Origin of the sequence: Acinetobacter sp. ABJ_C4_1 (genome assembly GCF_044538495.1) — a bacterium.
Lineage (GTDB): Bacteria > Pseudomonadota > Gammaproteobacteria > Pseudomonadales > Moraxellaceae > Acinetobacter > Acinetobacter nosocomialis_A.
Map to the genome: position 1 here is coordinate 120,388 of NZ_JBIUCQ010000008.1, position 23,790 is coordinate 144,177.

General features: G+C 39.0%; 26 protein-coding genes and 2 tRNA genes. 18 read left to right on the forward strand and 10 right to left on the reverse strand.

Going from position 1 to position 23,790, the window contains the following annotated elements:
- Nucleotides 1-40: 40 nt before the first annotated feature.
- On the forward strand, nucleotides 41-1,906 hold the full coding sequence (locus tag ACIF8R_RS11660; RefSeq protein ID WP_396480886.1) for an alpha/beta fold hydrolase: 1,866 nt from the start codon (nucleotides 41-43) through the stop codon (nucleotides 1,904-1,906).
- On the forward strand, nucleotides 1,899-2,660 hold the full coding sequence (locus tag ACIF8R_RS11665) for a 4'-phosphopantetheinyl transferase family protein (RefSeq protein ID WP_396480888.1): 762 nt from the start codon (nucleotides 1,899-1,901) through the stop codon (nucleotides 2,658-2,660). Before ACIF8R_RS11660 ends, ACIF8R_RS11665 begins: the two co-directional genes overlap by 8 nt.
- Nucleotides 2,661-2,838: 178 nt before the next feature.
- On the opposite strand, the gene ACIF8R_RS11670 is transcribed toward ACIF8R_RS11665, so the two are convergent.
- Nucleotides 2,839-2,914 (reverse strand) — tRNA-Gly (locus tag ACIF8R_RS11670).
- 45 nt (nucleotides 2,915-2,959) lie between these two features.
- Nucleotides 2,960-3,035 (reverse strand) — tRNA-Gly (locus tag ACIF8R_RS11675).
- Between the two features lie 230 nt (nucleotides 3,036-3,265).
- On the opposite strand from ACIF8R_RS11675, the gene ACIF8R_RS11680 reads away from it, so the two are divergent.
- The 5 genes from ACIF8R_RS11680 to ACIF8R_RS11700 all read left to right on the forward strand — a co-directional run bounded on the left by ACIF8R_RS11680 (nucleotide 3,266) and on the right by ACIF8R_RS11700 (nucleotide 6,098).
- Nucleotides 3,266-3,574: a BolA family transcriptional regulator gene (locus tag ACIF8R_RS11680; RefSeq protein ID WP_000051228.1), complete on the forward strand. Its 309-nt coding sequence runs from the start codon at nucleotides 3,266-3,268 to the stop codon at nucleotides 3,572-3,574.
- A gap of 10 nt (nucleotides 3,575-3,584) precedes the next feature.
- Nucleotides 3,585-3,977 carry a SirB2 family protein gene (locus ACIF8R_RS11685; protein WP_396480890.1) on the forward strand — a complete coding sequence of 131 codons (393 nt, stop codon included), beginning with the start codon at nucleotides 3,585-3,587 and terminating at the stop codon, nucleotides 3,975-3,977.
- A 76-nt stretch (nucleotides 3,978-4,053) separates the two neighbouring features.
- The gene (locus ACIF8R_RS11690) at nucleotides 4,054-4,896 is read left to right on the forward strand and encodes a ParA family protein (RefSeq protein ID WP_308965596.1); all 843 of its coding nucleotides are present in this window, start codon (nucleotides 4,054-4,056) and stop codon (nucleotides 4,894-4,896) included.
- A gap of 10 nt (nucleotides 4,897-4,906) precedes the next feature.
- Nucleotides 4,907-5,293: a hypothetical protein gene (locus ACIF8R_RS11695; RefSeq protein WP_193329928.1), complete on the forward strand. Its 387-nt coding sequence runs from the start codon at nucleotides 4,907-4,909 to the stop codon at nucleotides 5,291-5,293.
- 214 nt (nucleotides 5,294-5,507) lie between these two features.
- A complete protein-coding gene (locus tag ACIF8R_RS11700) occupies nucleotides 5,508-6,098 on the forward strand; it encodes a LysE family translocator (RefSeq protein ID WP_004883927.1) in 591 nt (196 codons plus the stop codon).
- 8 nt (nucleotides 6,099-6,106) lie between these two features.
- Here the strand turns inward: ACIF8R_RS11700 and ACIF8R_RS11705 are convergent, their stop codons facing one another.
- Complete coding sequence (locus ACIF8R_RS11705; RefSeq protein ID WP_343569993.1) at nucleotides 6,107-6,748, reverse strand: DedA family protein; 642 nt, start codon at nucleotides 6,746-6,748, stop codon at nucleotides 6,107-6,109.
- 194 nt (nucleotides 6,749-6,942) lie between these two features.
- Here ACIF8R_RS11705 and ACIF8R_RS11710 point away from each other — a divergent pair, with 194 nt between their 5' ends.
- The gene (locus tag ACIF8R_RS11710) at nucleotides 6,943-7,380 is read left to right on the forward strand and encodes a DoxX family protein (protein WP_263612690.1); all 438 of its coding nucleotides are present in this window, start codon (nucleotides 6,943-6,945) and stop codon (nucleotides 7,378-7,380) included.
- Nucleotides 7,381-7,437: 57 nt separating this feature from the next.
- Here ACIF8R_RS11710 and ACIF8R_RS11715 read toward each other — a convergent pair whose 3' ends face one another.
- Entirely contained in the window at nucleotides 7,438-8,655 is a 1,218-nt protein-coding gene (locus tag ACIF8R_RS11715; RefSeq protein ID WP_171057494.1) for a DUF445 domain-containing protein, read from the reverse strand.
- A gap of 385 nt (nucleotides 8,656-9,040) precedes the next feature.
- On the opposite strand from ACIF8R_RS11715, the gene guaA reads away from it, so the two are divergent.
- From guaA to ACIF8R_RS11750, 7 genes are all read left to right on the forward strand, one after another.
- A complete protein-coding gene (gene guaA, locus ACIF8R_RS11720) occupies nucleotides 9,041-10,609 on the forward strand; it encodes a glutamine-hydrolyzing GMP synthase (protein WP_263612691.1) in 1,569 nt (522 codons plus the stop codon).
- Between the two features lie 189 nt (nucleotides 10,610-10,798).
- Nucleotides 10,799-11,326, forward strand: coding sequence for a PadR family transcriptional regulator (locus ACIF8R_RS11725; RefSeq protein ID WP_396480892.1), 528 nt, complete (start codon nucleotides 10,799-10,801; stop codon nucleotides 11,324-11,326).
- A 13-nt stretch (nucleotides 11,327-11,339) separates the two neighbouring features.
- Nucleotides 11,340-11,729 (forward strand): Fur family transcriptional regulator, encoded by a 390-nt coding sequence (locus ACIF8R_RS11730; RefSeq protein WP_396480894.1) that lies wholly within the window; start codon nucleotides 11,340-11,342, stop codon nucleotides 11,727-11,729.
- A gap of 22 nt (nucleotides 11,730-11,751) precedes the next feature.
- A complete protein-coding gene (locus ACIF8R_RS11735; RefSeq protein ID WP_311070367.1) occupies nucleotides 11,752-12,057 on the forward strand; it encodes a DUF3861 domain-containing protein in 306 nt (101 codons plus the stop codon).
- A gap of 163 nt (nucleotides 12,058-12,220) precedes the next feature.
- Complete coding sequence (locus tag ACIF8R_RS11740; RefSeq protein WP_289736812.1) at nucleotides 12,221-13,168, forward strand: pirin family protein; 948 nt, start codon at nucleotides 12,221-12,223, stop codon at nucleotides 13,166-13,168.
- Nucleotides 13,165-13,572 (forward strand): OsmC family protein, encoded by a 408-nt coding sequence (locus ACIF8R_RS11745; protein ID WP_200027855.1) that lies wholly within the window; start codon nucleotides 13,165-13,167, stop codon nucleotides 13,570-13,572. The genes ACIF8R_RS11740 and ACIF8R_RS11745 overlap by 4 nt, the downstream gene beginning before the upstream one ends.
- A gap of 113 nt (nucleotides 13,573-13,685) precedes the next feature.
- Entirely contained in the window at nucleotides 13,686-14,354 is a 669-nt protein-coding gene (locus ACIF8R_RS11750) for a glutathione S-transferase (protein WP_022574377.1), read from the forward strand.
- 43 nt (nucleotides 14,355-14,397) lie between these two features.
- Here ACIF8R_RS11750 and ACIF8R_RS11755 read toward each other — a convergent pair whose 3' ends face one another.
- Together ACIF8R_RS11755 and argS are read right to left on the reverse strand one after the other, a co-directional pair.
- Entirely contained in the window at nucleotides 14,398-15,021 is a 624-nt protein-coding gene (locus tag ACIF8R_RS11755; RefSeq protein WP_396480897.1) for an SPOR domain-containing protein, read from the reverse strand.
- A gap of 152 nt (nucleotides 15,022-15,173) precedes the next feature.
- Nucleotides 15,174-16,964 (reverse strand): arginine--tRNA ligase, encoded by a 1,791-nt coding sequence (argS, locus tag ACIF8R_RS11760; protein WP_396480899.1) that lies wholly within the window; start codon nucleotides 16,962-16,964, stop codon nucleotides 15,174-15,176.
- Between the two features lie 496 nt (nucleotides 16,965-17,460).
- Between argS and ACIF8R_RS11765 the strand changes: the two genes are divergently transcribed.
- Together ACIF8R_RS11765 and ACIF8R_RS11770 are read left to right on the forward strand one after the other, a co-directional pair.
- Nucleotides 17,461-19,158, forward strand: a complete 1,698-nt coding sequence (locus ACIF8R_RS11765) for an NAD-dependent malic enzyme (RefSeq protein WP_396480901.1) — start codon at nucleotides 17,461-17,463, stop codon at nucleotides 19,156-19,158.
- A 231-nt stretch (nucleotides 19,159-19,389) separates the two neighbouring features.
- On the forward strand, nucleotides 19,390-19,827 hold the full coding sequence (locus ACIF8R_RS11770) for a hypothetical protein (protein WP_396480903.1): 438 nt from the start codon (nucleotides 19,390-19,392) through the stop codon (nucleotides 19,825-19,827).
- A gap of 125 nt (nucleotides 19,828-19,952) precedes the next feature.
- Here the strand turns inward: ACIF8R_RS11770 and ACIF8R_RS11775 are convergent, their stop codons facing one another.
- Nucleotides 19,953-20,873 (reverse strand): Dyp-type peroxidase, encoded by a 921-nt coding sequence (locus tag ACIF8R_RS11775; protein WP_396480905.1) that lies wholly within the window; start codon nucleotides 20,871-20,873, stop codon nucleotides 19,953-19,955.
- Nucleotides 20,874-21,031: 158 nt separating this feature from the next.
- Here ACIF8R_RS11775 and ACIF8R_RS11780 point away from each other — a divergent pair, with 158 nt between their 5' ends.
- Nucleotides 21,032-21,658, forward strand: coding sequence for a LysE family transporter (locus tag ACIF8R_RS11780; RefSeq protein WP_396480907.1), 627 nt, complete (start codon nucleotides 21,032-21,034; stop codon nucleotides 21,656-21,658).
- A 1-nt stretch (nucleotide 21,659) separates the two neighbouring features.
- Here ACIF8R_RS11780 and znuB read toward each other — a convergent pair whose 3' ends face one another.
- From znuB to ACIF8R_RS11795, 3 genes are read right to left on the reverse strand one after another with little or no spacing between them, the layout of a single operon-like run.
- The gene (gene znuB / locus ACIF8R_RS11785) at nucleotides 21,660-22,469 is read right to left on the reverse strand and encodes a zinc ABC transporter permease subunit ZnuB (RefSeq protein WP_000970833.1); all 810 of its coding nucleotides are present in this window, start codon (nucleotides 22,467-22,469) and stop codon (nucleotides 21,660-21,662) included.
- A 3-nt stretch (nucleotides 22,470-22,472) separates the two neighbouring features.
- Nucleotides 22,473-23,261: a zinc ABC transporter ATP-binding protein ZnuC gene (znuC, locus tag ACIF8R_RS11790; RefSeq protein ID WP_288421778.1), complete on the reverse strand. Its 789-nt coding sequence runs from the start codon at nucleotides 23,259-23,261 to the stop codon at nucleotides 22,473-22,475.
- Nucleotides 23,234-23,731 (reverse strand): transcriptional repressor, encoded by a 498-nt coding sequence (locus ACIF8R_RS11795; protein ID WP_002054239.1) that lies wholly within the window; start codon nucleotides 23,729-23,731, stop codon nucleotides 23,234-23,236. The genes znuC and ACIF8R_RS11795 overlap by 28 nt, the downstream gene beginning before the upstream one ends.
- Between the last annotated feature and the right edge of the window lie 59 nt (nucleotides 23,732-23,790).

The following is a 23,790-nucleotide window of genomic DNA, read 5'->3' on the forward strand; positions in this document are numbered from 1 at the left end:
AAAACAATGCTGGAGTGCCCAGTCCCTAATAAGGTGATTTATGGATAATTTAAATAACGCAAAAAAAGATAATTTTTCACGGAAGACCATATTAGTAACAGGTGCAGCAGGTTTTATTGGCAGCAGGCTGATTGTTGATCTTCTACGGGAAGGTCATCAGGTAATTGCTGCGCTGCGTAATGCCGCAACCAAGAAAGATAAGCTGTTAGGTTTTATCGCAACAGAAGGACTAGCCGATCCGTCTATTTCGTTTGTTGAATATGATTTAAGCCGTGATTTTAAGCTGGACTCTTTACTAGCAGATGCTCAGACAAAGATCCATGTAATTTATCATCTCGCAGCATCATTTAATTGGGGCATTAGCAAAGCTGAAGCTGAGCGTACGAATATTAAGTCAGGACTTGCCTTAATTGAATGGGCTGCAACATTGAAGCAGCTTGAGCGATTTATCTGGATTGGCGGGTATCGTGTGGCTGCACCGCCGCAAGAATCGGCTGATGAGTTGTATTGCAAACATGGTGGCTATGAAGCTTCAAAAATTTTGGGTTATCAAGCTTTCATTGAGGCCTGTAAGCGTTTAAATGTGCCATGGACTGCAATAAATCCAGCAACAGTCATTGATGGTTTTTATAACTATGGCGATATGCAGTATATCGGTATTGCTGACATGATTGATAAGCTCTATCAGGGACGTCTACTGGCATTGCCAGGTGGCCGTGACACATTCCTGCCACTATGTAATATGCAGTATATCGTGAGCTTTTTGATCCGAACGATGTCTTATCCTGAGACCATTGCTCAGGAGTATATGCTGCTTGATCCTGCGACGCCGAAATTTCATCGCTTAGTTCACCTCGCTGCTGAGCACCTAGGAGTGAGCACTCCACATTTACAAGTACCCAAAGGTCTATTAGAGAAATTACCTGAGGTATTACTTGATGGTTCTAAAGAACAACTCTCTTTCATTTCTACCGAGCACTATCATGTTGCTGAGGCAGAGGCGATGGCGGCGAAGATGGGTATTGCGGACCTGATCAATATCATGCCTTATTTTTCTCGCTGGATTGATCGTTTGGTGCTTACACGTTTTGGTCGTATGCAAGTACCAACACCTAATTCTTTTAGCTATCAGAACCGATATTGGACAGAAATCTATACTAAACAGTCAGTTGGTTCAGAAAAATCTTCCGCACTATTTTTACACGGCATTCCATTCGATAGTGCATGTTGGTCTCCAATCATCAATAAAATCACATATGATCAGGTCGCTATGATGGACTTACCCGGACTTGGGCGTTCGGGTAGTTATGAGGTGATGGAGGATAACAATCATCATTTTATTGACACTGCTGCAGAGCTTTTAGCGCCAAATAGTGTTGTGATTGCCCACTCGTTAGGGTGCCTCTTTGCATTAAACCTTGCAAAGAAATATCCAGAAAAAGTTGCACGCCTTATTCTCATATCGCCTTATTTTGTTCAGGCACAGGCTGCTAAAATGTTTCAGATACAAGCCATATCGAAACTCATTTTCCGTTTTGTGCCAAAAGATGTGATTGCTAAAGATCTGCATCCAAATGGACAACAAAATCTGTCAGTAAGATATGCGATGGACTCACTACGCCGCTTGTCAGTGTCTAAGCATATTAGTGAGTACATGCACCACATTAATTTGCCGCAGCAGCGCGCTACACAGACAGCTTTACTCACTGAACTTCGCTCTAAAATCGAGATTATTGTTGGGGAAAACGACCCCATTGTTACCACAATCAGTCCTGATATTCCTGTACATATCATCGCTGGTGCAGGTCATAATCCGCATGTTACCCATGTAGAAGCGGTTTATGATTACCTCAAACCAGTTCTGACGAAGTACATCAACACTACAGTACAGCTTAGTGATGTCTGATATAGCCCAAGTACAGGTTTTTGTTTGCCCAGTTTCACGGGTACCACAAGATCATATGATATTGAGTCATTATCTCAGCTTTCTCAACGAGGTTGAAAAGTTGAGATATGATCAATATCTTCCTCATGCTGCACGTCTTTTCTTAATTTCTCGTGTGTTAACGAAGTCTGTTTTAGCAGATAAGCTGGGTATCTCACCCCATGAAGTTAATATTCAATTACAACCGAATGGCAAACCTTTTGTACAAGGCTGTAAGGCTATTTATTTTAATCTTAGTCACTCAGCGGACGTTATTGTTCTTGCTCTGACTGAAGAAGGAGAAATAGGCGTCGATGTTGAACGAGTGAATCGAGAGTTCGAATGGAGGCGTGTCGACAGTGTACTAGCCCCAAGCGAAATAGAGTGGATTCAGGAAAATGAACTGATTGACCCATTCAGCGTATATCAACGGTTTTTTCAAATATGGACCTTAAAGGAATCCTATATTAAATGTACTGGGCATGGAATGAGCAGCCATTTAAAGAAGCTTAACTTTCATGTGTTGTCTGAATATATACGGTTTCTTGATGCAACTAAAGATGCTCAAAAAATAGAGCAATATCATTTTCAAAGCTATATCTATGATTGTAGTTTTATATTTTCCATATGCTTGCAACAGAGCCACAATATAGGACGCTTTAACTTGGATTGTTTTCAATTATTACCGCGTATATCTACGCACCAAATTACTCCAGTGCTTTGCAAATATAACTAGATGAGATCGTTATAACTGTCGATTTAAAAATATGAATCTGGTAGGAAGTAGAAAGTCTTTAGTTGGACTTGAACCGAGTTCTTCTTAATTAAGTTGTGTGGTAAATCGATAGAGTATAAAAATTATGAATCGATAAAAAGAAAAAAACCCCAGTCTTTCGACTAGGGCCTTTTAAATTTGGAGCGGGAAACGAGACTCGAACTCGCGACCCCAACCTTGGCAAGGTTATGCTCTACCAACTGAGCTATTCCCGCATATATGAGCAGTTTTTACTAAAACTTTCTCAAAAAAAACCAATTTGGAGCGGGAAACGAGACTCGAACTCGCGACCCCAACCTTGGCAAGGTTATGCTCTACCAACTGAGCTATTCCCGCGTGCCGCTTATAATACATTAAGCAAAACAAGGGTCAACAACTTTATGCAAATAATTATGCTGATTGCATAAAATAAAAACAGAAATGAGCATTTAAAGCTATTTTTATCGATAAGTTGCCGAATAAATAGACATTTTGTTTGAAGTCAAAGCATACAAGAGCAACTTTTGTTTGTGCGTAGACAGGGTATACTAAGTCCAAATATACGAATAATCGTAAAAGGAAAAGCTATGAGCCTTGAACAACAGTTGATTGAACGGTTACAAACCCTTGCACCTAGCCATTTGGAAGTTATTAACGAGTCTGCCGGCCACGGTGGTTATTTCCCAGGTAAAGAATCACATTTTAAAGTGATTGTGGTAAGTGAAGAGTTTAACGGGTTGCGTTTGGTTCAACGTCATCAAAAAGTTTATGCCTTGGCTTCTGATTTAATGAATCCGGGACAAATCCATGCTTTAGCAATCCATGCCTATTTGCCAAGTGAGTGGCAAGGACAAGCGCCAGCGAGCCCAGAATGTGCACATGCACCTAAAAGCTAAGGGCTGATTTATGGACGTACATTTAATCACTAAAATTATTCATATGACTGCGGTAACTGCCGCACTTATGGTGTTTGTTTTACGCGCTTCTACACTGTTCATTGGGGTACAAGGTCAACAACCTAACCCAGCAGGGCGTAAAGTATTAGTTGCTTTGCAACATTTGTCATTTACTGTGGTTTTTATTACGGGTGCAATTTTACTGGTAATGAAGAACTTTCAGGTCCAGCCATGGTTTTACGCGAAAATTATCTTATTTTTAGTGCTGTTATCATCACTAATGAAAGCCTTTAAAAAGGATGACACTATTTTACTTGCCCAGCGCCGTGCAGGTTTAGCTATTAGTGCAGTCGCATTTATTGCCATTATTATTTTGGTGATCGTGAAACCAGTTTTTGCTTAATTGTTCTACATTCTTTGCCTTTTTGCTTAAGCTCTAGGTTAAACTGCATACAATAAAAAAATATGTAGAGGGAAGCATGCTAACTCGTGTGGTGTTTAACCAAAAAGGCGGTGTAGGGAAATCAAGTATTACTGTAAATTTGGCTGCGATTAGTGCCAAACATGGCTTCAGGACCTTGGTTATCGATCTGGATCCTCAAGCCAACTCTAGCCAATACCTTTTAGGCGAAGAAGCAACATACGCTGCTGATAAAGCCGTTTTAGAACCAAATATTGAAAACTTCTTTGAAGATGTGCTGGGGAATAATCAACAAAAAGGCTTAATTGGTAATGCACTAGGCTCAATTTTAAAAGCCCCTCGTAACAAAGATCTCGACAGTTTTGTGCACTCGACATCTTTTGCAAAATTAGATGTGCTTCCAGCAAGCCCTACGCTTGGCGCACTTGAGCACGCACTTGAAAGCAAGCATAAAATTTATAAGTTGCGTGATTCTATTCAAAGCTTAATTGGGCGCTATGACCGTATTTATATCGATACACCACCAGCCTTTAACTTTTTCACGTTGTCTGCCTTAATTGCAGCAGATAAAGTCCTGATTCCTTTCGACTGTGATGTGTTTTCAAAGCGTGCGTTACAAACATTGATTGAAAATGTTCTCGAAACGCAAGATGATCATAATGATCGCTTGGAAATTGAAGGAATTGTGGTGAATCAGTTCCAATCCCAAGCAAAATTACCGCGGGAAGTGGTTCAACAGTTAAAAGATGAAGGCTTACCTGTGCTTAATAGCATGTTACCGCCTTCGATTTTAATGAAAGAATCACATCAGAAAAATTTACCTTTGGCTCACTTGGCGCCAGAACATAAATTGACTCAGTCTTATGAGGCATTGTTCAGCGAAATTGAACCAAAAAGATAAGAGAAAAATGATGAAAGGCTTATATATTGTGCCTTTGGCAGCAGCCACTTTACTATTGGGCGCTTGTGCCACGACGGTAAAACCGACTTATGTGTCTCCGACACAGTATCAATCTTTGAGTTGCCAGCAACTGCAAAGTGAATATAACCGCATTCAACAATATATTGACAATGGTGTACAGACTCCAAAAAGTACAGGTATGGGTGTTGGCGTTGGACTTGGTGGTGGCTGGGGACGCGGCGGTTGGGGTTTCGGTCCATCCATCTCTGTCAACATGGGGCAATCTTCTTCAACCAAGAATACCGAACTTTCACGTGTAATGGGACAACAAGAAGCGATTGTTCAGGCTGCTCAGTTTAAAAATTGCCCAATTATTGTTCGTAAAAAGGCGAATTAATCACCAATTTTGCATCACAATATGCTAGTCAAAGCATATTGTGATGATTAAAGTTTAGCAAAATGTTTCATAATAAAATAAATATAAATCAATCACTTTTTAAAAATAAAACTCTATATTAGCTGTGTTTTTTCTAGTCAAAATACTCTCTAAACTTGCTATATTTTGCCTATTTCGTTTAAGGTGGCCGCATCTTTACCAATGTGGAAACTTTATGATTGAAAGCTGGTTTTTTGTATTAGCAATGTTGGCTGTGTTGCTTATCCCGGGTCCGACAAATGCACTACTTGCAACCGCTGCTCACTCACAAGGTTTATCTAAAACATTCTGGCTTATTCCAATGCAATGGTTGGGTTATGCTTATGGGATTAGCTTTTGGGCTGTGTTTATTCATTTAGCGGCCCCAGTTTGGCCTGCGCTACTGCTCATTTTGCATATTACGAGTGTGTTATATGTGTTCTGGATGGCATTTCGTTTATGGAAAACTACGCATTTACAGCAGTTTAGCCAGAATCACCGTAATATTCGTCCACGTCAGCTATTCTTCTCTACTTTAAAAAATCCTAAGTCCTTACTGTTTGCAGCTGGTATTTTTCCAGCCGAAACATGGAATTCACCTGAAAATTTTCTTATGGTTTTTGCCGCTTTTACTTTGACGCTTATTCCTGCGGCGAGCTTTTGGATGATTTTTGGACGTGCTTTATTGACGGGTTCAATGCAAAAAATAAAAGCCGATCATTTATATAAAGGATCGGCCATGTTACTCATTTTATGTATGCTTCCCGTGGTATTTCGTTTCTTCTAAATGCAGTCTTAAACGTTAGCCTTACGGTTTTTTAACTTCTCGCGGATAAATCCGATAATACCCGGTAGAACACTAATAATAATGATGCCGAAAATAAGATGGGTAAAGTTGTCTTTTACAACTGGCATATTTCCAAATAAATAGCCCAAAGTTACAAAAGAAGCCACCCAGCAGAATGCTCCAATTAAGTTATATGTTAGGAAAAACTTATAATTCATACTACCGGCGCCAGCAACAAAAGGAGCAAAGGTACGGGCAAATGGAATGAATCGAGCAAAAATAATTGTTTTGCCACCATGGCGGGCAAAGAATTCTTGAGTTTTCGTTAAATGCTGTTTGTTAATGAGGCGGGAATTCATTTCAAACACACGTGGACCGATAAAACGTCCAATATGATAGTTCACTGTGTCGCCTAGAACTGCAGCAATAAAGAGTAGAGTACCCAACAACCATGGATCCATCTTACCTGTAGATGCGGCTAAAGCACCTGCTGCAAATAATAAACTATCGCCTGGCAAGAACGGCATAACCACTAGACCGGTTTCGACAAAAATAATTAAAAATAAAATGCCATAAATCCAGGTCCCGTAATTTGTAATAAATTCGGCCAGATGCTGGTCAACGTGTAGAATAAAATCAAGAAGTTCCATGAGATAACTAAGTGGTAAACCGTGCTCAAATCGTAGCAGTGAGCCTATAGAAAGTCAGTATAAAACATCAAAAATATACAAATTGATCATTCTATTTGTGCAACGATATATATGGATTTTGTATATTTAATTATCAATGTCCCAAACCTAGAATAAGTTCATCAACAAATAAGCATTTAAATAAAGGTGGCTGTATGTTTAATCCAAATGTGGTGGTCAAAAATATCGTAACGCAACCAGGCGCGGACAGTTTTATTAGCCTTGTTGCTCGTGTACTTATTGCGTATATCTTCCTTGTTGCTGGCTGGGGGAAAATTACTGGTTATGCAGCAACTGTAGGTTATATGGAAGCGATGGGTGTTCCAGGTGGAATTCTACCATTAGTCATTTTGGTTGAGTTCGGTGGTGGTTTAGCATTGTTATTTGGTTTCCAAGCACGTTTTGCAGCTTTTGGTCTTGGAATCTTTAGTATTTTAACTGCGTTCTTGTTCCACCAAGGTGGTGCTGATGCAGCAGCGCAATATAACAATGGCATCCACTTTATGAAAAACTTTGCAATGGCAGGCGGTTTATTCTTCTTGATGCTTCACGGTGCTGGACGTATTAGCCTAGACCATGCAATTGAAAAATAATATTCAAGACAAAATAAAAACCGGATGATCAATTCATCCGGTTTTTATATTTAAAAATTAGAGCATAAACTGGATTTGTAATTCCCCAACAACAAAACCAAGTACTGCGCCTACTGCAATGAGTGCCCACTCATCTTCTTTGAACGCAGGACGTAACATGCCCTCAAATTCGGATGGTGTTAATTTTTGCATACGTTCAATTAAAGTACTGCGAATGTTCATCGCATCTTCTGCATACGACTCAACATATTTCATAGTCTCTGGCAGCTGTTGCATAATACGTTCAGCAACCTGCGTTTTCATATTCTGGTATTTTTCTCCACCAATTGCATAAACAACAAGTGGGCGAATCACACCTGCTTGCATGTCAATTTCCTGTTTAACATGGCGGTTAACTAGCTCAATCACACGTGCAGAGTGAGTACCAGAAAACAACTCTTCCATCATATGACGTGAAGTTAAAAGCTGTTTGGAAATTAAAGCTGCATAGTCAGCTGCTACTTCATTTTGACGTTTAATAAATAGACCTTGCCAAGTATAACCCAATATCTTTTTCGGATAGAGAGGTCTAAACATCATTTGTAGCGCAATCCAGTCACTAAAGAATCCTACAAATCCGCCAAACATCGGCAGCATCCAAGGATATTTGCCTTGTGTGATAATCCAGCACAACATTTGGATTACACCAATACCAAAACCGAATACAAAGCCAACATTACTGAAAAATTTAAATTCTTGTTTGCCTACACGCTTAAAAATATTGTTGAGGAGACGTTTGTCTTTAAGCAAGTTGCTAATCACCAAATGCTTAATATCAAAATATCGATTCACATCACGTTGCACCTCACTCATGATGTGCTCGACTATTTCCGGTGCTTTTGATTGCACTCTACGGATCAGTCTTTGACGGGCAAACTCAGGCATACCTTCCCATAACCCGGGTTGATACTCTTGTGCGACTTCACGCGTAATATCTTCTGCTGCTGCCATTAATGGTTTTTCAATTTCTTTGGCAATACGCTTTGGGTCAAGACGAGCAAAAATTTCTTCGGGCTTAATCAGCTTGGCTGTCATGAGTTCAACAGCAATGGTTGCCATTTTTTCAGCTTTACGAGGCACGATACCTTGCCAGCCAAAAAACGGTTTAATACCTTTAAATTCAAGTGGTGAGAACATCATTTGAATGGCAATCACTTTAGTGACATAGCCAATTAAACCACTCATGAAAGGAATAGAGACATACAACCAAAAATGTTGCTGGAAATCTGCAATCATACTTTGAAGCATTGTTGTTCCTTAGATTTCTATTGATTTTGATATGGGGCAACAAGCCATAAAAACGGATAACTGTTTAAGGACAGACAAATATCGCTAATGGTATTTACCTTTCCATGGTAATGCCTGTTTTATCGGGTCATCTTAACATCAAATTCACAACGATGTTGCATAGAATGTGATGAATTTATCAATGTGTATGAAGTTTTTAAGGGGTATACAGTATGTTGATAAATATCAATAAATTTTAATTTATATTGATCAATCTCAATATAGAAATGATTCTGATATGAAAAAAATAAGATATATGATGATTTGCGGTGCGCCGAAGCGTGAAAAATGTTAAAATGGCGCGCTTAATTCTTTTGCCATTTAGTGGTTTGTCATGACTACCAATACTCAAATTACTGAAGATCGTATCCTGATCCTGGATTTCGGCTCTCAATATAGTCAGCTCATTGCACGTCGTGTACGTGAAGCTGGTGTTTACTCTGAAATGTATGCCTTTGATATGTCTGAAGAAGACATTCGTGCTTTTAAGCCAAACGGTATCATTTTATCAGGTGGACCTGAGAGTGTGCATGAAGAGGGCAGCCCACGAGCACCGCAAGTGGTGTTTGAGTTAGGCGTTCCAGTATTGGGTATTTGCTATGGTTTACAAACCATGTCTGAACAGTTAGGCGGTAAAGTTGAGCCGGGTACTGTACATGAGTTTGGTTATGCTGAAGTTGATATCGTTAAACGCGACCAACTGATTGGCAACTTACAAGACCGCGAAAACCAACTCCATGTTTGGATGAGCCACGGCGACAAAGTGAGCAAGATTCCAGAAGGTTTTACGATTACTGCAAGCACACCAAGCTGTCCAGTTGCTGCTGTAAGTGATGAAACGCGTCGTTTCTATGGCGTGCAATTCCACCCAGAAGTAACGCACACGGCAAAAGGTGAAGAGTTACTTGCAAACTTCGTTCATAAAATTTGTGGATGTGGTGGCCTTTGGACACCTGAACACATCATCGATTTACGTGTAGAACAATTACGTGAACAAATCGGTAATGAAAAGGTTCTTTTGGGTCTTTCAGGTGGTGTTGACTCATCTGTTGTTGCTGCGCTTTTACACAAAGCAATTGGCGACCAGTTAACATGTGTATTTGTTGATAATGGTTTACTTCGTTTGAACGAAGGCGATCAAGTGATGCAAATGTTTGCTGAAAACATGGGTATCCGTGTTATTCGTGCAGATGCTGAACAACGTTTCTTAACTGCATTGGCTGGTGAAGTTGATCCAGAGAAAAAACGTAAGATTATTGGTCGTGAGTTTATTGAAGTATTTGCTGAAGAAGCACGTAAACTTGATGGCGTGAAATTCTTGGCACAAGGTACGATTTACCCAGACGTAATCGAATCTGCTGCAAGCAAACAAGGTAAAGCACACGTTATTAAATCTCACCACAACGTAGGTGGTTTACCAGAAGATTTAGCATTTGAATTGGTAGAGCCTTTACGTGACTTGTTTAAAGACGAAGTACGTAAATTAGGTACTACACTTGGCTTGCCACACAGCATGATCTACCGTCATCCATTCCCGGGCCCTGGTTTAGGTGTTCGTATTTTGGGTGAAGTGAAAAAAGAATATGCAGATATTCTTCGTCTTGCTGATGACATCTTTATGCAAGAGCTTCGTGACAGCGGTTGGTATGACAAAACAGCTCAAGCATTTGCTGTGTTCCAACCAGTTAAGTCAGTTGGTGTAGTAGGTGATGGTCGTCGTTATGCATGGGTAATCGCACTTCGTGCAGTTGAAACAGTTGACTTTATGACAGCTCGTTTTGCACATTTACCATACGAATTGGTTGATAAAATCTCAACGCGTATTATGAATGAAATTAAAGATGTATCACGTGTTGTATATGACGTGTCATCTAAACCACCAGCAACGATTGAGTGGGAATAATTTTCCTCTGTTTGTTGGTAAAGAAAAGGACGCGATAGCGTCCTTTTTTATTACTTAATTTTTAAAGCTTAAAATAATTTTTATAAATATCAAAATGATAGATCTATTCTTATTGCTTATACTTGATAAAAGATATATTAAGATATATCTTAATAATTATAAATTAAACATATTAGAGAATTTTTAAAGATGAAACAACAATCAGAACATCATCATACTGAGCACAATGAACATCACCACGGACATCACCGTTCAGGACGCCGGGGAAGACTTTTTGAAGCGGGACGTATGAAACTTCTGGTACTCCACCTTATTCAGCAAAGCCCTAAGCATGGTTATGAAATTATTAAAGAAATCAGTGATTTGGTGGGCAATGGTTATACCCCGAGTGCGGGAACAATCTATCCGACTTTAACCAGTCTGGAAGAAATGAACCTAATTAACTTGTTAGACGTAGAGCGTAAGCAATATCAAATCACAGAATTTGGGAAAGCTTACTTAACTGAACAACAGGACAAACTAAGTGGGCTGTTAGAGAAATTGCGCTTAAGACGTGAAATTCACAGTAATGATCAATTAATTGAAATTCATCGCGCCATGGAAAACTTAAAGACGGCATTACGTTTGAAACTCAATACAACTGATTTGCAGCAAGACCAGATCTATCAAATTGCTGAAAAAATTGATCAGGCTGCGGTTGCAATCGGGCGCCTATAAGTTGAGATACAACATGTTAGAGCTACAGCAAAAAATCAAAGAAGCGGGCCTAAAAGTCACTCATCCAAGACTTGCTGTTTTTTCTTTAATTCAACAGCAAGCGGAAGATTTAACGGTCAAACAGATTTATCAAAAGCTCTATACCCAAAAACAGAAACTGAGTTTGGCGACGGTTTATCGGGTGGTCAGTGATTTGGTAGGAGCAGGCCTAATCTCAAATACTCAATTCCAACGGGGTGAAGCCAAATTTAATTTATCTGGCTTAGCCAACAATCAACTCCTACAAATTCATTGTGCAGAACTGACAGAAGCCAAACAAGAACAATTTCTAGCCTGTTTGCAAACGGTATTTACTCAATTTCAAGTTGACTTGAAGCAGATTGAAATTATCCAAAACCATTAATTTTTTAATAGAGAATGTATCTATGAAACAACATCAATATCACGTTACGGTACAGCATTTAAAAAATGCCAAAGGCGAAGTTTCTACCTATACGGAAAGACTCGAATTCTATACTGGTAATCATGACGATATTTTTGAGATTGTTGAAAAGTTAAAGAGTGCAGAATTTTTTGATGATCAAACCACAAAATCTTTTGCCGTTGGTCTAAAGTTATTTAGTGAAGTCATGTTGGAAAATCGGGACCATCCACTATTTGAAGAGTTCTTGCCACAATTTGGACAATTTATGAAAAACTTAAAACAACTTGTTAAAACCCAATCTTCTTAAGAAGTTATGTTATATACCTTTAATCATTTTCTATAACTAAAAAGCGGATTGTCTCATTGATAGCACCCTGTGTATTACTAAAAGACTATATTGAATAATGAGTGTATTGTTAAGATCAGTATAACGACTCATTGCAAAAGCATAGGTAAAAGAGAGTAATATCATGAGCAATAATAATGATTACGATATTTCTGATTCAAAGGATTGCGAGAAATTTGCCAATCAATTTATTCAGGAATTTCCAATTCGCTCTGCTGAAATTGGACAGGGGACAGTAATTAAGCGGGCTTTACCTAGCCGTCAAAAGCGTATGATTGGAGCATGGTGCTTTCTAGACCATGCAGGCCCAGTAACGTTTCCTGCAGGTAATGGTTTAGATGTAGGCCCACACCCGCATATTGGTTTGCAAACCTTCACGTGGATGATTGAAGGTACCATGATGCATACCGATAGTTTAGGTTCAAAGCAGTTAATTCGCCCTAAACAGGTGAACTTGATGACAGCAGGACATGGTATTTCTCATACCGAAGTTGCGCCTGATACAGAAACCCAAATGCACGCTGCACAGCTCTGGATTGCTTTACCTGACCAGAAGCGCAATATGGATCCGAAATTTGAACATTATCCTGAGTTGCCTGTTGTTGAAAAAGACGGTTTAGAATTTACCGTGCTCGTGGGTGAATACTTGGCAACTACTTCTCCAGTTGTGGTGCATACACCGTTAGTAGGTGTGGACCTTATTGCTACTCAAGATACTAAAACACGTATTCCATTAAATCCTGAGTTTGAATATGGTTTCATGGCATTAGATGGCGTTGCTCATGTGAATGGTCATGAACTCACTGCTGACAATATGGTTGTATTGGATACTGGATTGAGTGAAATTGAGATTGAAATCAAAAAAGGTAACCGTGTGCTGTTAATTGGCGGTGAACCGTTTGAAACTCCAATTTTACTATGGTGGAACTTTGTTGCACGTACTATGGATGATTTAAAAGAAGCACGTGAACAGTGGATTAATCATGATGTACGTTTTGGTGAAATTCCAGATTATGTTGGTGCACGTTTAGAGGCCCCAGTTCTTCCAGATCAAATGAGAGCATCAAAATGACAGTAGTAATCGCGAGTAGTAAGGCAAAACCTCTTGCCGAACAGTGGAAAGGTGAAATTACCAGTGGTCGTCATCAATACTTTTGTGATGAACCGGAAAAGTTAGAAGGTCATGATCAGGGGCCAGCCCCTTATGATTTGCTAACTGGAAGTCTGGCAGCTTGTACACTCATTACTTTAAGAATGTATGCAAAGCATAAAGATTATGACTTTGGTGAGTTTTCGGTTGAAATTGATTTTCATACTAATCGTGAGCATGAAGAACATATCGAGCGTCGTATTGTTTTTAAAGAGCTGCCAAACGAAGAGCTTCAACAAAAAATCTTAACGGTATGTAGTAAAACGCCAGTAACTAAAACTTTGTTACGTAGTTTAGACATTCATACTGTGCTTGTTACAGCATAAAAATGCTATTTTGTTGAGGTGGATGACTTTATATCCATCCCACAAATGGAATAAAACAGCATGTTCACATGCTGTTTTTTATGTAAAAAAGAAAAATAAAAGTAGGCAATAACATGATTAGTGTACACCACCTGGAATGTTCGCGATCGTTTCGGATTTTATGGGCTTTAGAAGAGTTAGGCTTAGATTATGATATTCATTATTATCAACGCTTGCCCAACTACTCAGCACCGGAAACGTTGAAATGTATCCATCCGCTCGGCAAGGCGCCGATTTTGACAGACGATGAGCAAGTTATTGCAGAATCAGCTGTTATTTTAGAGTATTTGCAGCAGCGCTATGATCAAAAACAGCAATTTAAACCTAAGCAAGCTCAGGATTTACAGCAGTATATTTACTGGATGCACTATGCCGAAGGTTCACTTATGCCGTTATTAGTGATGACTTTGGTTATGAATAACGTGAACAAACATGTACCTTGGTTAATTCAACCTGTAGCAAAGAAAATTACAGAAGGGGTGAAAGCAAATTTTGTTCGCCCACGTATGAAAGATCATATTAGTTTTTTAGAAAACTACTTGTCTGAACATGAATATTTTGCAGGGGATTTTTCATTTGCCGATATTCAAATGAGTTTTCCATTAGAGGCTCTACAGTCACGTCTTCAAGGCAAATATCCGCATATTCAAGCATTTTTACATCGGATTCAGCAAAGACCAGCTTTTCAGAAAGCAAGACAGAAAGGTTTGGGGTCAAACGAAAGAAATTGTGCTGATATATAAAAGAAAAGGAACAAATATTTGTTCCTTTTTTATTACTTAATCTTTATTTGCGTTTAATTACGATAGAGTCAATGCCGCTATGCTGTAATGTTTGCTGAGCAGCAAGAGCAGCTTCTTGGGTATCGTATGGACCAGAAATAACACGGTACCACGTCTTACCATTTTCTGAGCTTCTAATTACATCAGCCGATAAGCCATTTAAAATGATTTCTGCGCGTCGAGCATCTGCTTGATCCGGATCGGCATAGCTACGGACTTGTAAAATGTAATTTGGCTGTTGAGGTGCAGCAGCTGTAGAGTCCGTATTATCATCAGTACTAGCAACAGCTTCTGATGCCGCAGGTTGAGCTGTGCTAGGTGCCTCTACAATCATAGCGGTACCTTGGTTTTTACTTTCTGGAACTGCCTGTTCTGGAATAGGGGTAACTTGCTGTTGAGGCAGTAAGTCATAAAAGCGGTAATCTTTATTGGTTTCTTCTTCTTTGTAGTGATCAGAAGTAATCTGATTTTTTGAAGAAACGGGTTGCCACGGTTTCCAAAGCATGAGCACTACTGCGATACATAAGACCGCTAAAATAGCGACAAGTGTCCCTAACCATTTAGGAATTAACGGCTTTTTAGGCTTATTAGGTCTTTCAGATACACCGCGTTGCATTTTGCCAAACACGTGGATTATTCCTCTGTCTTTTGATTGTTTTATTTCGAGTTTAGTTCTCGTTTACTTTAAAACATCGCTTTGCATGGGTGGATTCCCTTACAAAGCGTTATTTCTTACAACACGAAGGGGTATATGACTTTGCCAAATACCCCAACAGTAAATTACATGGCTTCAGGTGCAGAAACACCGAGTAATTCTAAGCCATTGCGCAATACTTGCTGTACATTGATTGAAAGTAATAAGCGTGCTTGTGTAAGTTCAGCATCATCACTTAAAACTTTGTGCTCATTGTACCAACCATGGAATAGCGCAGCTAATTCTTTTAAGTAGTTACCTACTTGGTGTGGTTCATACGCATTAGCAGCACGTAACACAACATCTGGATATGCAGCCAGTTTAGCAAGAATTTCAGTTTCTGCATCAAGTGATAAACGTGCAGCATGTGAACGAGCTGCACTTACTTCAAATTGTAAGCCAGTGCTTGCTGCTTTTTCTAACATACGGCAAATACGTGCATGAGCGTATTGAATATAATACACCGCATTGTCTTTGCTTTGTGACACAGCAAGGTCAAGGTCAAAATCAATGTGTTGTTCGCTCTTACGCATCACGTAGTAGAAACGAGCCGCATCATTGCCAACTTCTTTGCGTAAGTCGCGTAAAGTCACGAACTGACCTGAACGAGATGACATTTGAACCATCTCACCACCGCGCCATAAGCTTACGAACTGAACTAAAAGAACAGTTAATTTTTTCGAGTCATAACCCATTGCATCAATCGCAGCTTTTACGCGAGAGATATAACCGTGGTGGTCAGAACCCCAAATATCAACAAGGTCAGTATAACCACGTTGTAGTTTGTTTAAGTGGTAAGCAATGTCAGATGCAAAGTAGGTCGTTTGACCATTACGGCGCTTAACAACACGGTCTTTTTCATCGCCAAATTCAGTCGATTTAAACCAAATGTTGCCATCTTTTTCATAAAGGAAACCACGCTGGTCAAGTGTTTCCAACGCTTCATCAATTTTTGCACTAAGAGATGCTTCGCTAAACCATTGGTTAAAGGTTACGCCGAAGTCAGCAAGGTCATCTTTAATGTCATCTAAAATGGCATGAAGAGCTGCTTGATGGAAAACACGGTAGCCTTCACCTAATAATTGTTGTGAGTTGGCAATAAGACCATCAATGTGTTTTTCTTTGTCACCAGATAATACGACTTTATTGCCTTCGCTATCGAGTTCGTCTGCATATTGCACGTCTTCTGGCACATTTTTATAGACGTCTGCTACATCACGAACATATGCATTGTTATCTTTGTCGATAATGCTTTGGGCAATCTCTTTAACGTAGTCGCCTTGATAAGCATTTTTTGGGAATACAAGATTTTGACCCAATAATTCTAAATAACGTAAATAGGTAGAAGTCGCCAAAATATCCATTTGACGGCCAGCATCATTTACATAATATTCGCGATCAACTTTAGCACCTGTTGCTTCAAGTAAGTTTGCAACGGTCATACCATAGGCAGCACCACGACCATGACCTACGTGTAGGCTAGACGTCGGGTTCGCAGAAACGAATTCAACTTGAATCTTTTTAGCTGCGTTTGATTGGCTGCGACCAAAGTCTTCTTTTTGAGCTTGAATTTGGTCAAGAATCGCAAAACGTTGGTCTGCATTTAAGAAGAAATTGATAAAACCAGGACCTGCGATTTCAGCTTTGCTGATGTCTGCAACTTCTGGTAGCGCTGCGAGAATTTTCTCAGCTAAATCGCGTGGTTTCATACCAGCAGCTTTAGAGCCGATCATGGCAATATTAGAAGCAAAGTCGCCATGGCTTCGGTCTTTGGTGCGCGTTAAATTGCTTGAATTATTCCAATCCGAAGGAAGCACACCTTCTTGCTGAAGGGTTTGCACTGCATGGTCGAGAGCTGCTTGTATTGCCGTATTCATATCAATCGAAAATAGATGTCGCAGAAAAACGTCAAATATAGCAAATTTCCTATGAGTTGGGGGAGTGCATTTAACGCTTTCACTGAATTTCTTTCTTTTCATTCCCTACAACTATTTTTTTTGTAAATATTGAAAAATGACTGTGATTAAATTCTAAAAATACGTAAATACAGGCTTTTTATGTAATATTTTTGAAATTATAAGACAGTAAAACACTTGGTATTTTTTATAGAAATGTAAGGAAGGGCAAAAATATAAGATTCTAAGTCAGATATACAGTTGAGAAAGAATAATTTTAAAAAAGATGAAAAATGTAAGTAATTAATTTTTAATATTAATTTTGTTATATGTTTTTTCTAAATAGTATTCAATTTCAATATCACGGTTTAAAATACCTATTTTGTATTAAATAGTCTTAAGCTTACGCATACAACGAGCTTTAGAGAGTGCTGAAACTGTACTTTTCGGAGTTCTAAGCTGGAAAATGAGATAGGCAATGATATCAGGACACCCAAGTAAACACCCACTTTATATCCCTTATGCAGGCTATACACTTTTAGAGTTACCCCTTTTAAATAAAGGGTCCGCTTTCACTCAAGAAGAAAGAAGTAACTTTAACTTACATGGGTTACTTCCACATATTATTGAGACTATTGAAGAGCAAAGCCAACGCTCTTATCAGCAATATTGTGCTTTCAATGATGATATTAATAAGCACATCTATTTACGTAATATTCAAGATACCAACGAAACGTTGTTCTACCACTTAATTGAAAATCATCTTGAAGAGATGATGCCAATTATTTACACGCCAACTGTGGGTGAGGCATGTCAATGTTTCTCTGATATCTATCGTCGTCACCGTGGTGTTTTCATTTCATATCCAGATCGCGATGTGATTGATGATATTTTGCAGAACGTAAATAAAAATAATGTCAAAGTCATCGTGATTACTGATGGTGAACGTATTTTAGGTCTTGGTGATCAAGGCATTGGTGGTATGGGTATTCCAATTGGGAAACTTTCGCTTTACACCGCATGTGGTGGTATTAGTCCTGCTTACACATTGCCAATCACAATCGATGTAGGAACGAATAACCCTCAATTATTAAATGACCCGATCTATATGGGATGGCGTCAACCACGTATTAGTGGTGATGAGTACTATGACTTTGTAGATATGGTGATTGAAGCTGTAAAACGTCGTTGGCCAAAAGCACTCATCCAGTTTGAAGATTTCGCACAAAAAAATGCGATGCCATTATTAGAAAAATATCGCGATAAAATTTGTTGTTTTAATGATGATATTCAAGGAACAGCAGCGGTATCTGTTGGTAGTTTGATTGCTGCAAGTCGTGCAGCAGGTAAACAGTTAAAAGACCAGAAAATTGCTTTCTTAGGTGCAGGTTCAGCTGGTTGTGGTATTGCAGAGCAAATAGTTGCACAAATGATTGCAGAAGGTTTAACCGATGCTGAAGCACGTGCTCGTGTTTACATGGTAGACCGTTTTGGTTTGATCACTGAAAATCAGCCAAACTTATTGGACTTCCAACGTAAGTTAGCTCAGAAAGCTGAAGTAGTAGATCAGTGGGGCAATATTGAAGAAGTGATTTCACTGCTTGATGTTGTTAAAAATGCCAAGCCTACAGTGTTAATTGGTGTTTCTGGTCAACCGGGGCTATTCACCGAAGAAATTATTAAGACTATGGCTGCCAATTGTGAACGACCAATTGTCATGCCGTTATCTAACCCAACTTCACGTGTTGAAGCAGTACCAGCTGATATTGTGGAATGGACTGAAGGTAAAGCATTAATTGCAACGGGTAGTCCGTTTGCACCTGTAAATCATCACGGCAAGCTTTACAATATTTCGCAGTGCAACAACTCATACATCTTCCCTGGTATTGGTTTAGGTGTAGTAGCATCAGGTGCTAAACGCGTTACAGAAAACATGCTTATGGCATCAAGTAGTGCATTAGCAGATTGTTCACCGTTGCTGAAAGATCCACAAGCTGACTTGTTGCCACCTTTGGGCGAAATTCAACAAGTGTCTAAAGTGATTGCATTTGAAGTGGCAAAAGCTGCAATGGCAGACGGTGTAGCTGTAACCATCAGTGATGATTTGCTTAAGCAAAAAATTGATCAGTCATTCTGGAAGCCAGAATACCGTAGATATAAGCGTATTCCTTTCTAAAATATTGGACGTGTAAAAAAGGGAGTAAGATACTCCCTTTTTTATTAACTTAATTTGGCTATAAAGGCTTTTAAATATTCTAAAATAAAGTAGATGATTCACCTTTTATAAAATGCATATGATGAATCTATATTCATAACTTTTTCTGTATTTAATATTGGATATACTTGTTAATTAATGGCTTTAACAAAGATCAGTTTTTAAATAACACATAATTATGAGTACTTTTTCATGAAAAATATTTATATTTTAATTTTTATAGGCGCTTTAATGGCATGTAGCGATAAAAGTCCAGATAAAACCCAACATGATGCTAATCATAAGTCAGATGTGGTGCAGGTGGATGAAAATCAATCAGGCTCTGCTGTAAATGAAAAGAAAGTGAGTGCGGAGAAGGGGCTTAAAACAGCTGATCAAGTGGGGGAAATCTCTTGTTTAAATCCAAATATTACGCAATGGTATGGTTTTAATGACAATATTATTGAATCTAAATGTGAAGTCGTAAAAAACTTTCAACTGTCAGCTTATAAATGTGATATTTCTAAAAATGCCTTTGGTGAAAATAAAGATGCTATTTTGCTAGAAAATCAAGATAAACGAATTTTTGTTTATTCAACTTCTAAAGACTGTAATGAAGTGCTTGAAATAAGAAATGCGAATGGGCCTTAAGTTTATATTTAAGAGTAATTTTTATTAATTTATAAAGATAATATCTTTGTAAAATGTCAAAGTACTCGTTTTTTCTTTGGTTTTAAATAAAAAGTAGCTACCGTGATAGCTACTTTTTTAAAATTTTAATCTTCTAAAACTTCTTCTAGTAACTCTTCACTTGGTGCAAAGTAATATGCGCCGTCTAGTGGTGTCACGAAATGCAGTAGGCGGTCATGAATGCCATCGCCGCTTGTACCAAACATACGCTTTAACATAGCATCAATAATGCTTAGGTCTTTAGTGTAAGCAATAAAAAATAAGCCTTGATCACCTTTGCCATCACCATAAGGTAAGCTGTGGCGTAAGATTTCCATTTCTTCGCCTTCATCATCTTCAACGACAGTACGAGCAACATGGGCATTTTGTGGTTTAACGTCATCATCTAATTCAATAGATTCAAGCTTGGTACGTCCCATCACATTTTCTTGTGCATCGACTTTAAGTTTTTTCCATTTTTCCAAGTCATGTGCATAGCGCTGTGCAAATATGAAACTACCGTCTGCAAATACTCCAGCACTTTCTGGAAGCAGGGCTGTTTCCGCGCGGTCATCTGGAAATTGAGGGTTTTCAGTACCGTCTATAAAACCTGTAATATCGCGGCCATCGAAATAACGGAAGCAAACACGTTCATCCAGAACTTCGACTTTATCTTTAATACCTTCAAAAAATGCTTGGCTTAATGCAAAACAAATATCTGAACGCATACTGGCAATGTGAATAAGCACATCAGCTGGTACCACAGGCATATTGAATGCACCATTTTCTGGTTCAAGTTGTTTAAAGCCAGCAGGAGACTGACTGTAAAATTGTTTCCAAAGTTCTGGACCAAAAGCGACTGCTGTTTTGATTTGCGCGTCTGAATGCTGAGTAATGAGACGGTCACGTGTTTCGAATAAAGCTTCGAGTTGTTCTTTTAATTCAGCAATTGTTAAATCTTTTAAACGAAGAACAATAAAACGGGCATGATCAGATGGTAATGGCAAAATGACAGATTGAGCAGTCATTGGAAGGTATCTCCTCAATTATAATTTAGTATGAGCTTCAATTATTGTGCCTGATGCGAAGAGCCGTTAGTAGTCTATTTATTGATTTTATTGTTTGAATTATCACCACGATAGTTTTATAAAACGGTATAATTCCACTTTTATTGCCTATTTTCGCTATGTCTTTGCAAGTTTGGTTTGCTTATATGTTGGCCTGTTGGGTCATTAGTATTTCTCCGGGAGCAGGGGCTATTGCTTCTATGTCGAGCGGCTTAAATTATGGCTTTAGACATGGCTACTGGAATGCGATCGGTTTGCAAATTGCTTTGTTAATTCAAATCATGATTGTAGCGGCGGGTGTGGGTGTTTTATTTGCAACGACCCCATTGGCTTTTCAAGCCGTTAAGTGGTTTGGTGTGGCCTATTTATTGTATTTAGCTTATTTGCAGTGGACAGCACCAATAAAAGACATCGAAATTCAACATGAAAAAAAGAATAAGTCTATTTCTGCTCTGTTGTTAAATGGCTTTGTGGTCAATATCAGTAACCCTAAAGCGATTGTTTTTTTGTTGGCAGTTTTGCCTCAGTTCTTAGATTTAAGTAAACCTCAATGGATACAATATCTGATTATGGCAGCCACTATGGTTACGATTGATTTGATTGTAATGGCTGGATATACAGGGCTGGCTTCAAAAGTTTTAAGATTACTTCGTTCGCCTAAACAGCAAAAATATTTGAACCGTGGTTTTGCTGTCATGTTTAGTTGTGCGGCGTTATTACTTAGCACAGTTCATCAAGCGACCTGATTTAGGCCGCTTGAGTTTGGTTTTTGATTTTTTGAAGCATAAAAATAAGAGCAAAACTCAACGCCATACATAAAACAATACTGAGGCCGGTCGAGATATTAAGTGCTGCGCTTGACCATAGGCCAACACTGACACCGAGTTGAGCTAAAACAAAAGCCCAAATAACCATTTGCTTTGGTGAATGAGCGAGTAGTCGAGCGCTCAATGCTGGAATAACCAGTAAAGCACCCATTAAAAGTGAACCTACTGCTCGTAAAGCTAAAACTGTAAATAAGGCTAGCAGTAACATAAAAATGAGACGCTGCCATTTTGCATTTACGCCTTCACTAATCGCAATGTCCGGATCAATTGCAATTTGAATTTGAGGCTGCCAAAAGCGATAAAGAATTGCCAGTGATACTGCAATAATTAATGTGAAAACAGGTAGGTCTGGCCAATCAATACTTAATAAGTCACCAAACAAATAACTCAAAAGTTCTGGTCTTAAACTCGGAACATGTTGAATAAACAGAAGGCCACTACATAGTAAAGTTGCTGAGCATAAGGCAAGTAGAGCATCGTTTGGCAAGCGATTGTCATGCAGTGCCCATAAAATAGCGACTAATAAAATAGCCGTACCTGCCACACCAAGCCAGAGAGGGAGGCTTAATGCACCAGCAATTGCTACCCCAAGTAAGGTTCCATGTGCCATCGTGTCTGCAAAAAAAGACATACGTCTCCATAGCATGAGACAACCAAGTGGTGCGGTCAAAAAGACCAATAAGGTTCCCATAATCCATGCGGGCAACAATAATTGTAACCATTCCATCATGGCTTAAGCTTCCGGTTCTGGGTGAATGTGAGGTCTACTATTGTGAGGGCAGGGGTGTGCTGCATCACCATGTGCACAGTGGTCATGATGGTGCTGGTAAAAAACTCGCTGAGTGCCAAATATTGCTTGATACTCAGGATGCTGCTGAATATTTTCAGGTAAACCGCTGCAACATATATGCTTGTTTAAACAAACAACTCTATGCGTCCCTTGCATCACCCACTGTAAATCGTGGGAAACAATTAAAATGGCGCAACCATAACGCTCCGGCAGACTACGCACATACTCATAAAGCTCAGCTTCAGATTGAATATCTAGTCCCTGCATCGGTTCATCAAGAACGAGAATATCTGGCTTTCTAAGTAGCGCGCGTGCCAAGAGTACACGTTGGCGTTCACCACCAGAAAGCTGTTGTACTTTTGATTGTTGTAGCTTGGCAATACCAGTATCTTGAATAATTTCTTGGCGAAGGGTAGGGCTACATTTTTCAAGATCTAATAAATCTTGAACACGTAAAGGAAGACTATGAGAGGGATTAAACTTTTGAGGGACATAAGCCATTTTTAGTTTTTTATTGCTTATGACACGTCCGCTACTTGGTTTTAAAATTCCAAGTAGAACTTTAATTAAAGTCGACTTACCCGCACCATTCGGACCAATTAAGGTCACAATTTCATTTTGATGCAGATCAAAATCGACTTTTTTTAATATATCCCGATCATCACGGTGAACAGAAACCTGTTCAAGTTGAATCAATACAGGATTTAGCGAGCTGTGCGGCACTGCTGGCATTTCCCCGAAATTTCAATAATGCTGTGTTGTGCTGTGAAATCATCTAAAGCTGCAAGTTGGTCGAGCTGTTGAGTCAGACCTTGTGAAGATGCTTCTTTAACAGTGTGACATTCGGTGCAAATTAGGAATGCAGCTTGATGTCCTTCACGTGGATGACAGCATGGAATATAAGCATTAATAGATGTTAAGCGATGAATTAGACCTTTTTCTAATAAGAAGTCTAAAGTTCTATAAACAGTAGGCGGAGCGGCAGGACGATCGGTTTGACTTTTAATACGTGCTAATAAGTCGTACGCACCCATTGGGCCTGAAGCATTTAAAATGAGTTCAAGAACTTCTTTACGTAAAGGCGTAAGACGTGCGCCAACCGCAGAACATAAAGTTTCTGCTTCAGCTAAACGACTTGCGACATTATGGTGATCATGAACACCATGCAAAGAATCATGATGTTCATGCGTGCAAGAACTCATAGACATAACCTCAAATTTTTAATGGAATATTAGCATGAAGCGATGCTTCATTCGATTAA

Excerpts from the sequence above, each read along its gene's own strand:
- ACIF8R_RS11660 (WP_396480886.1), top strand. The coding sequence starts at position 41 with ATGGATAATTTAAATAACGCAAAAAAAGATAATTTTTCACGGAAGACC.
- ACIF8R_RS11665 (WP_396480888.1), top strand. The coding sequence starts at position 1,899 with ATGTCTGATATAGCCCAAGTACAGGTTTTTGTTTGCCCAGTTTCACGG.
- ACIF8R_RS11680 (WP_000051228.1), top strand. The coding sequence starts at position 3,266 with ATGAGCCTTGAACAACAGTTGATTGAACGGTTACAAACCCTTGCACCT.
- ACIF8R_RS11685 (WP_396480890.1), top strand. The coding sequence starts at position 3,585 with ATGGACGTACATTTAATCACTAAAATTATTCATATGACTGCGGTAACT.
- ACIF8R_RS11690 (WP_308965596.1), top strand. The coding sequence starts at position 4,054 with ATGCTAACTCGTGTGGTGTTTAACCAAAAAGGCGGTGTAGGGAAATCA.
- ACIF8R_RS11695 (WP_193329928.1), top strand. The coding sequence starts at position 4,907 with ATGAAAGGCTTATATATTGTGCCTTTGGCAGCAGCCACTTTACTATTG.
- ACIF8R_RS11700 (WP_004883927.1), top strand. The coding sequence starts at position 5,508 with ATGATTGAAAGCTGGTTTTTTGTATTAGCAATGTTGGCTGTGTTGCTT.
- ACIF8R_RS11705 (WP_343569993.1), bottom strand. The coding sequence starts at position 6,748 with ATGGAACTTCTTGATTTTATTCTACACGTTGACCAGCATCTGGCCGAA.
- ACIF8R_RS11710 (WP_263612690.1), top strand. The coding sequence starts at position 6,943 with ATGTTTAATCCAAATGTGGTGGTCAAAAATATCGTAACGCAACCAGGC.
- ACIF8R_RS11715 (WP_171057494.1), bottom strand. The coding sequence starts at position 8,655 with ATGATTGCAGATTTCCAGCAACATTTTTGGTTGTATGTCTCTATTCCT.
- guaA (WP_263612691.1), top strand. The coding sequence starts at position 9,041 with ATGACTACCAATACTCAAATTACTGAAGATCGTATCCTGATCCTGGAT.
- ACIF8R_RS11725 (WP_396480892.1), top strand. The coding sequence starts at position 10,799 with ATGAAACAACAATCAGAACATCATCATACTGAGCACAATGAACATCAC.
- ACIF8R_RS11730 (WP_396480894.1), top strand. The coding sequence starts at position 11,340 with ATGTTAGAGCTACAGCAAAAAATCAAAGAAGCGGGCCTAAAAGTCACT.
- ACIF8R_RS11735 (WP_311070367.1), top strand. The coding sequence starts at position 11,752 with ATGAAACAACATCAATATCACGTTACGGTACAGCATTTAAAAAATGCC.
- ACIF8R_RS11740 (WP_289736812.1), top strand. The coding sequence starts at position 12,221 with ATGAGCAATAATAATGATTACGATATTTCTGATTCAAAGGATTGCGAG.
- ACIF8R_RS11745 (WP_200027855.1), top strand. The coding sequence starts at position 13,165 with ATGACAGTAGTAATCGCGAGTAGTAAGGCAAAACCTCTTGCCGAACAG.
- ACIF8R_RS11750 (WP_022574377.1), top strand. The coding sequence starts at position 13,686 with ATGATTAGTGTACACCACCTGGAATGTTCGCGATCGTTTCGGATTTTA.
- argS (WP_396480899.1), bottom strand. The coding sequence starts at position 16,964 with ATGAATACGGCAATACAAGCAGCTCTCGACCATGCAGTGCAAACCCTT.
- ACIF8R_RS11765 (WP_396480901.1), top strand. The coding sequence starts at position 17,461 with ATGATATCAGGACACCCAAGTAAACACCCACTTTATATCCCTTATGCA.
- ACIF8R_RS11770 (WP_396480903.1), top strand. The coding sequence starts at position 19,390 with ATGAAAAATATTTATATTTTAATTTTTATAGGCGCTTTAATGGCATGT.
- ACIF8R_RS11775 (WP_396480905.1), bottom strand. The coding sequence starts at position 20,873 with ATGACTGCTCAATCTGTCATTTTGCCATTACCATCTGATCATGCCCGT.
- ACIF8R_RS11780 (WP_396480907.1), top strand. The coding sequence starts at position 21,032 with ATGTCTTTGCAAGTTTGGTTTGCTTATATGTTGGCCTGTTGGGTCATT.
- znuB (WP_000970833.1), bottom strand. The coding sequence starts at position 22,469 with ATGATGGAATGGTTACAATTATTGTTGCCCGCATGGATTATGGGAACC.
- znuC (WP_288421778.1), bottom strand. The coding sequence starts at position 23,261 with ATGCCAGCAGTGCCGCACAGCTCGCTAAATCCTGTATTGATTCAACTT.
- ACIF8R_RS11795 (WP_002054239.1), bottom strand. The coding sequence starts at position 23,731 with ATGAGTTCTTGCACGCATGAACATCATGATTCTTTGCATGGTGTTCAT.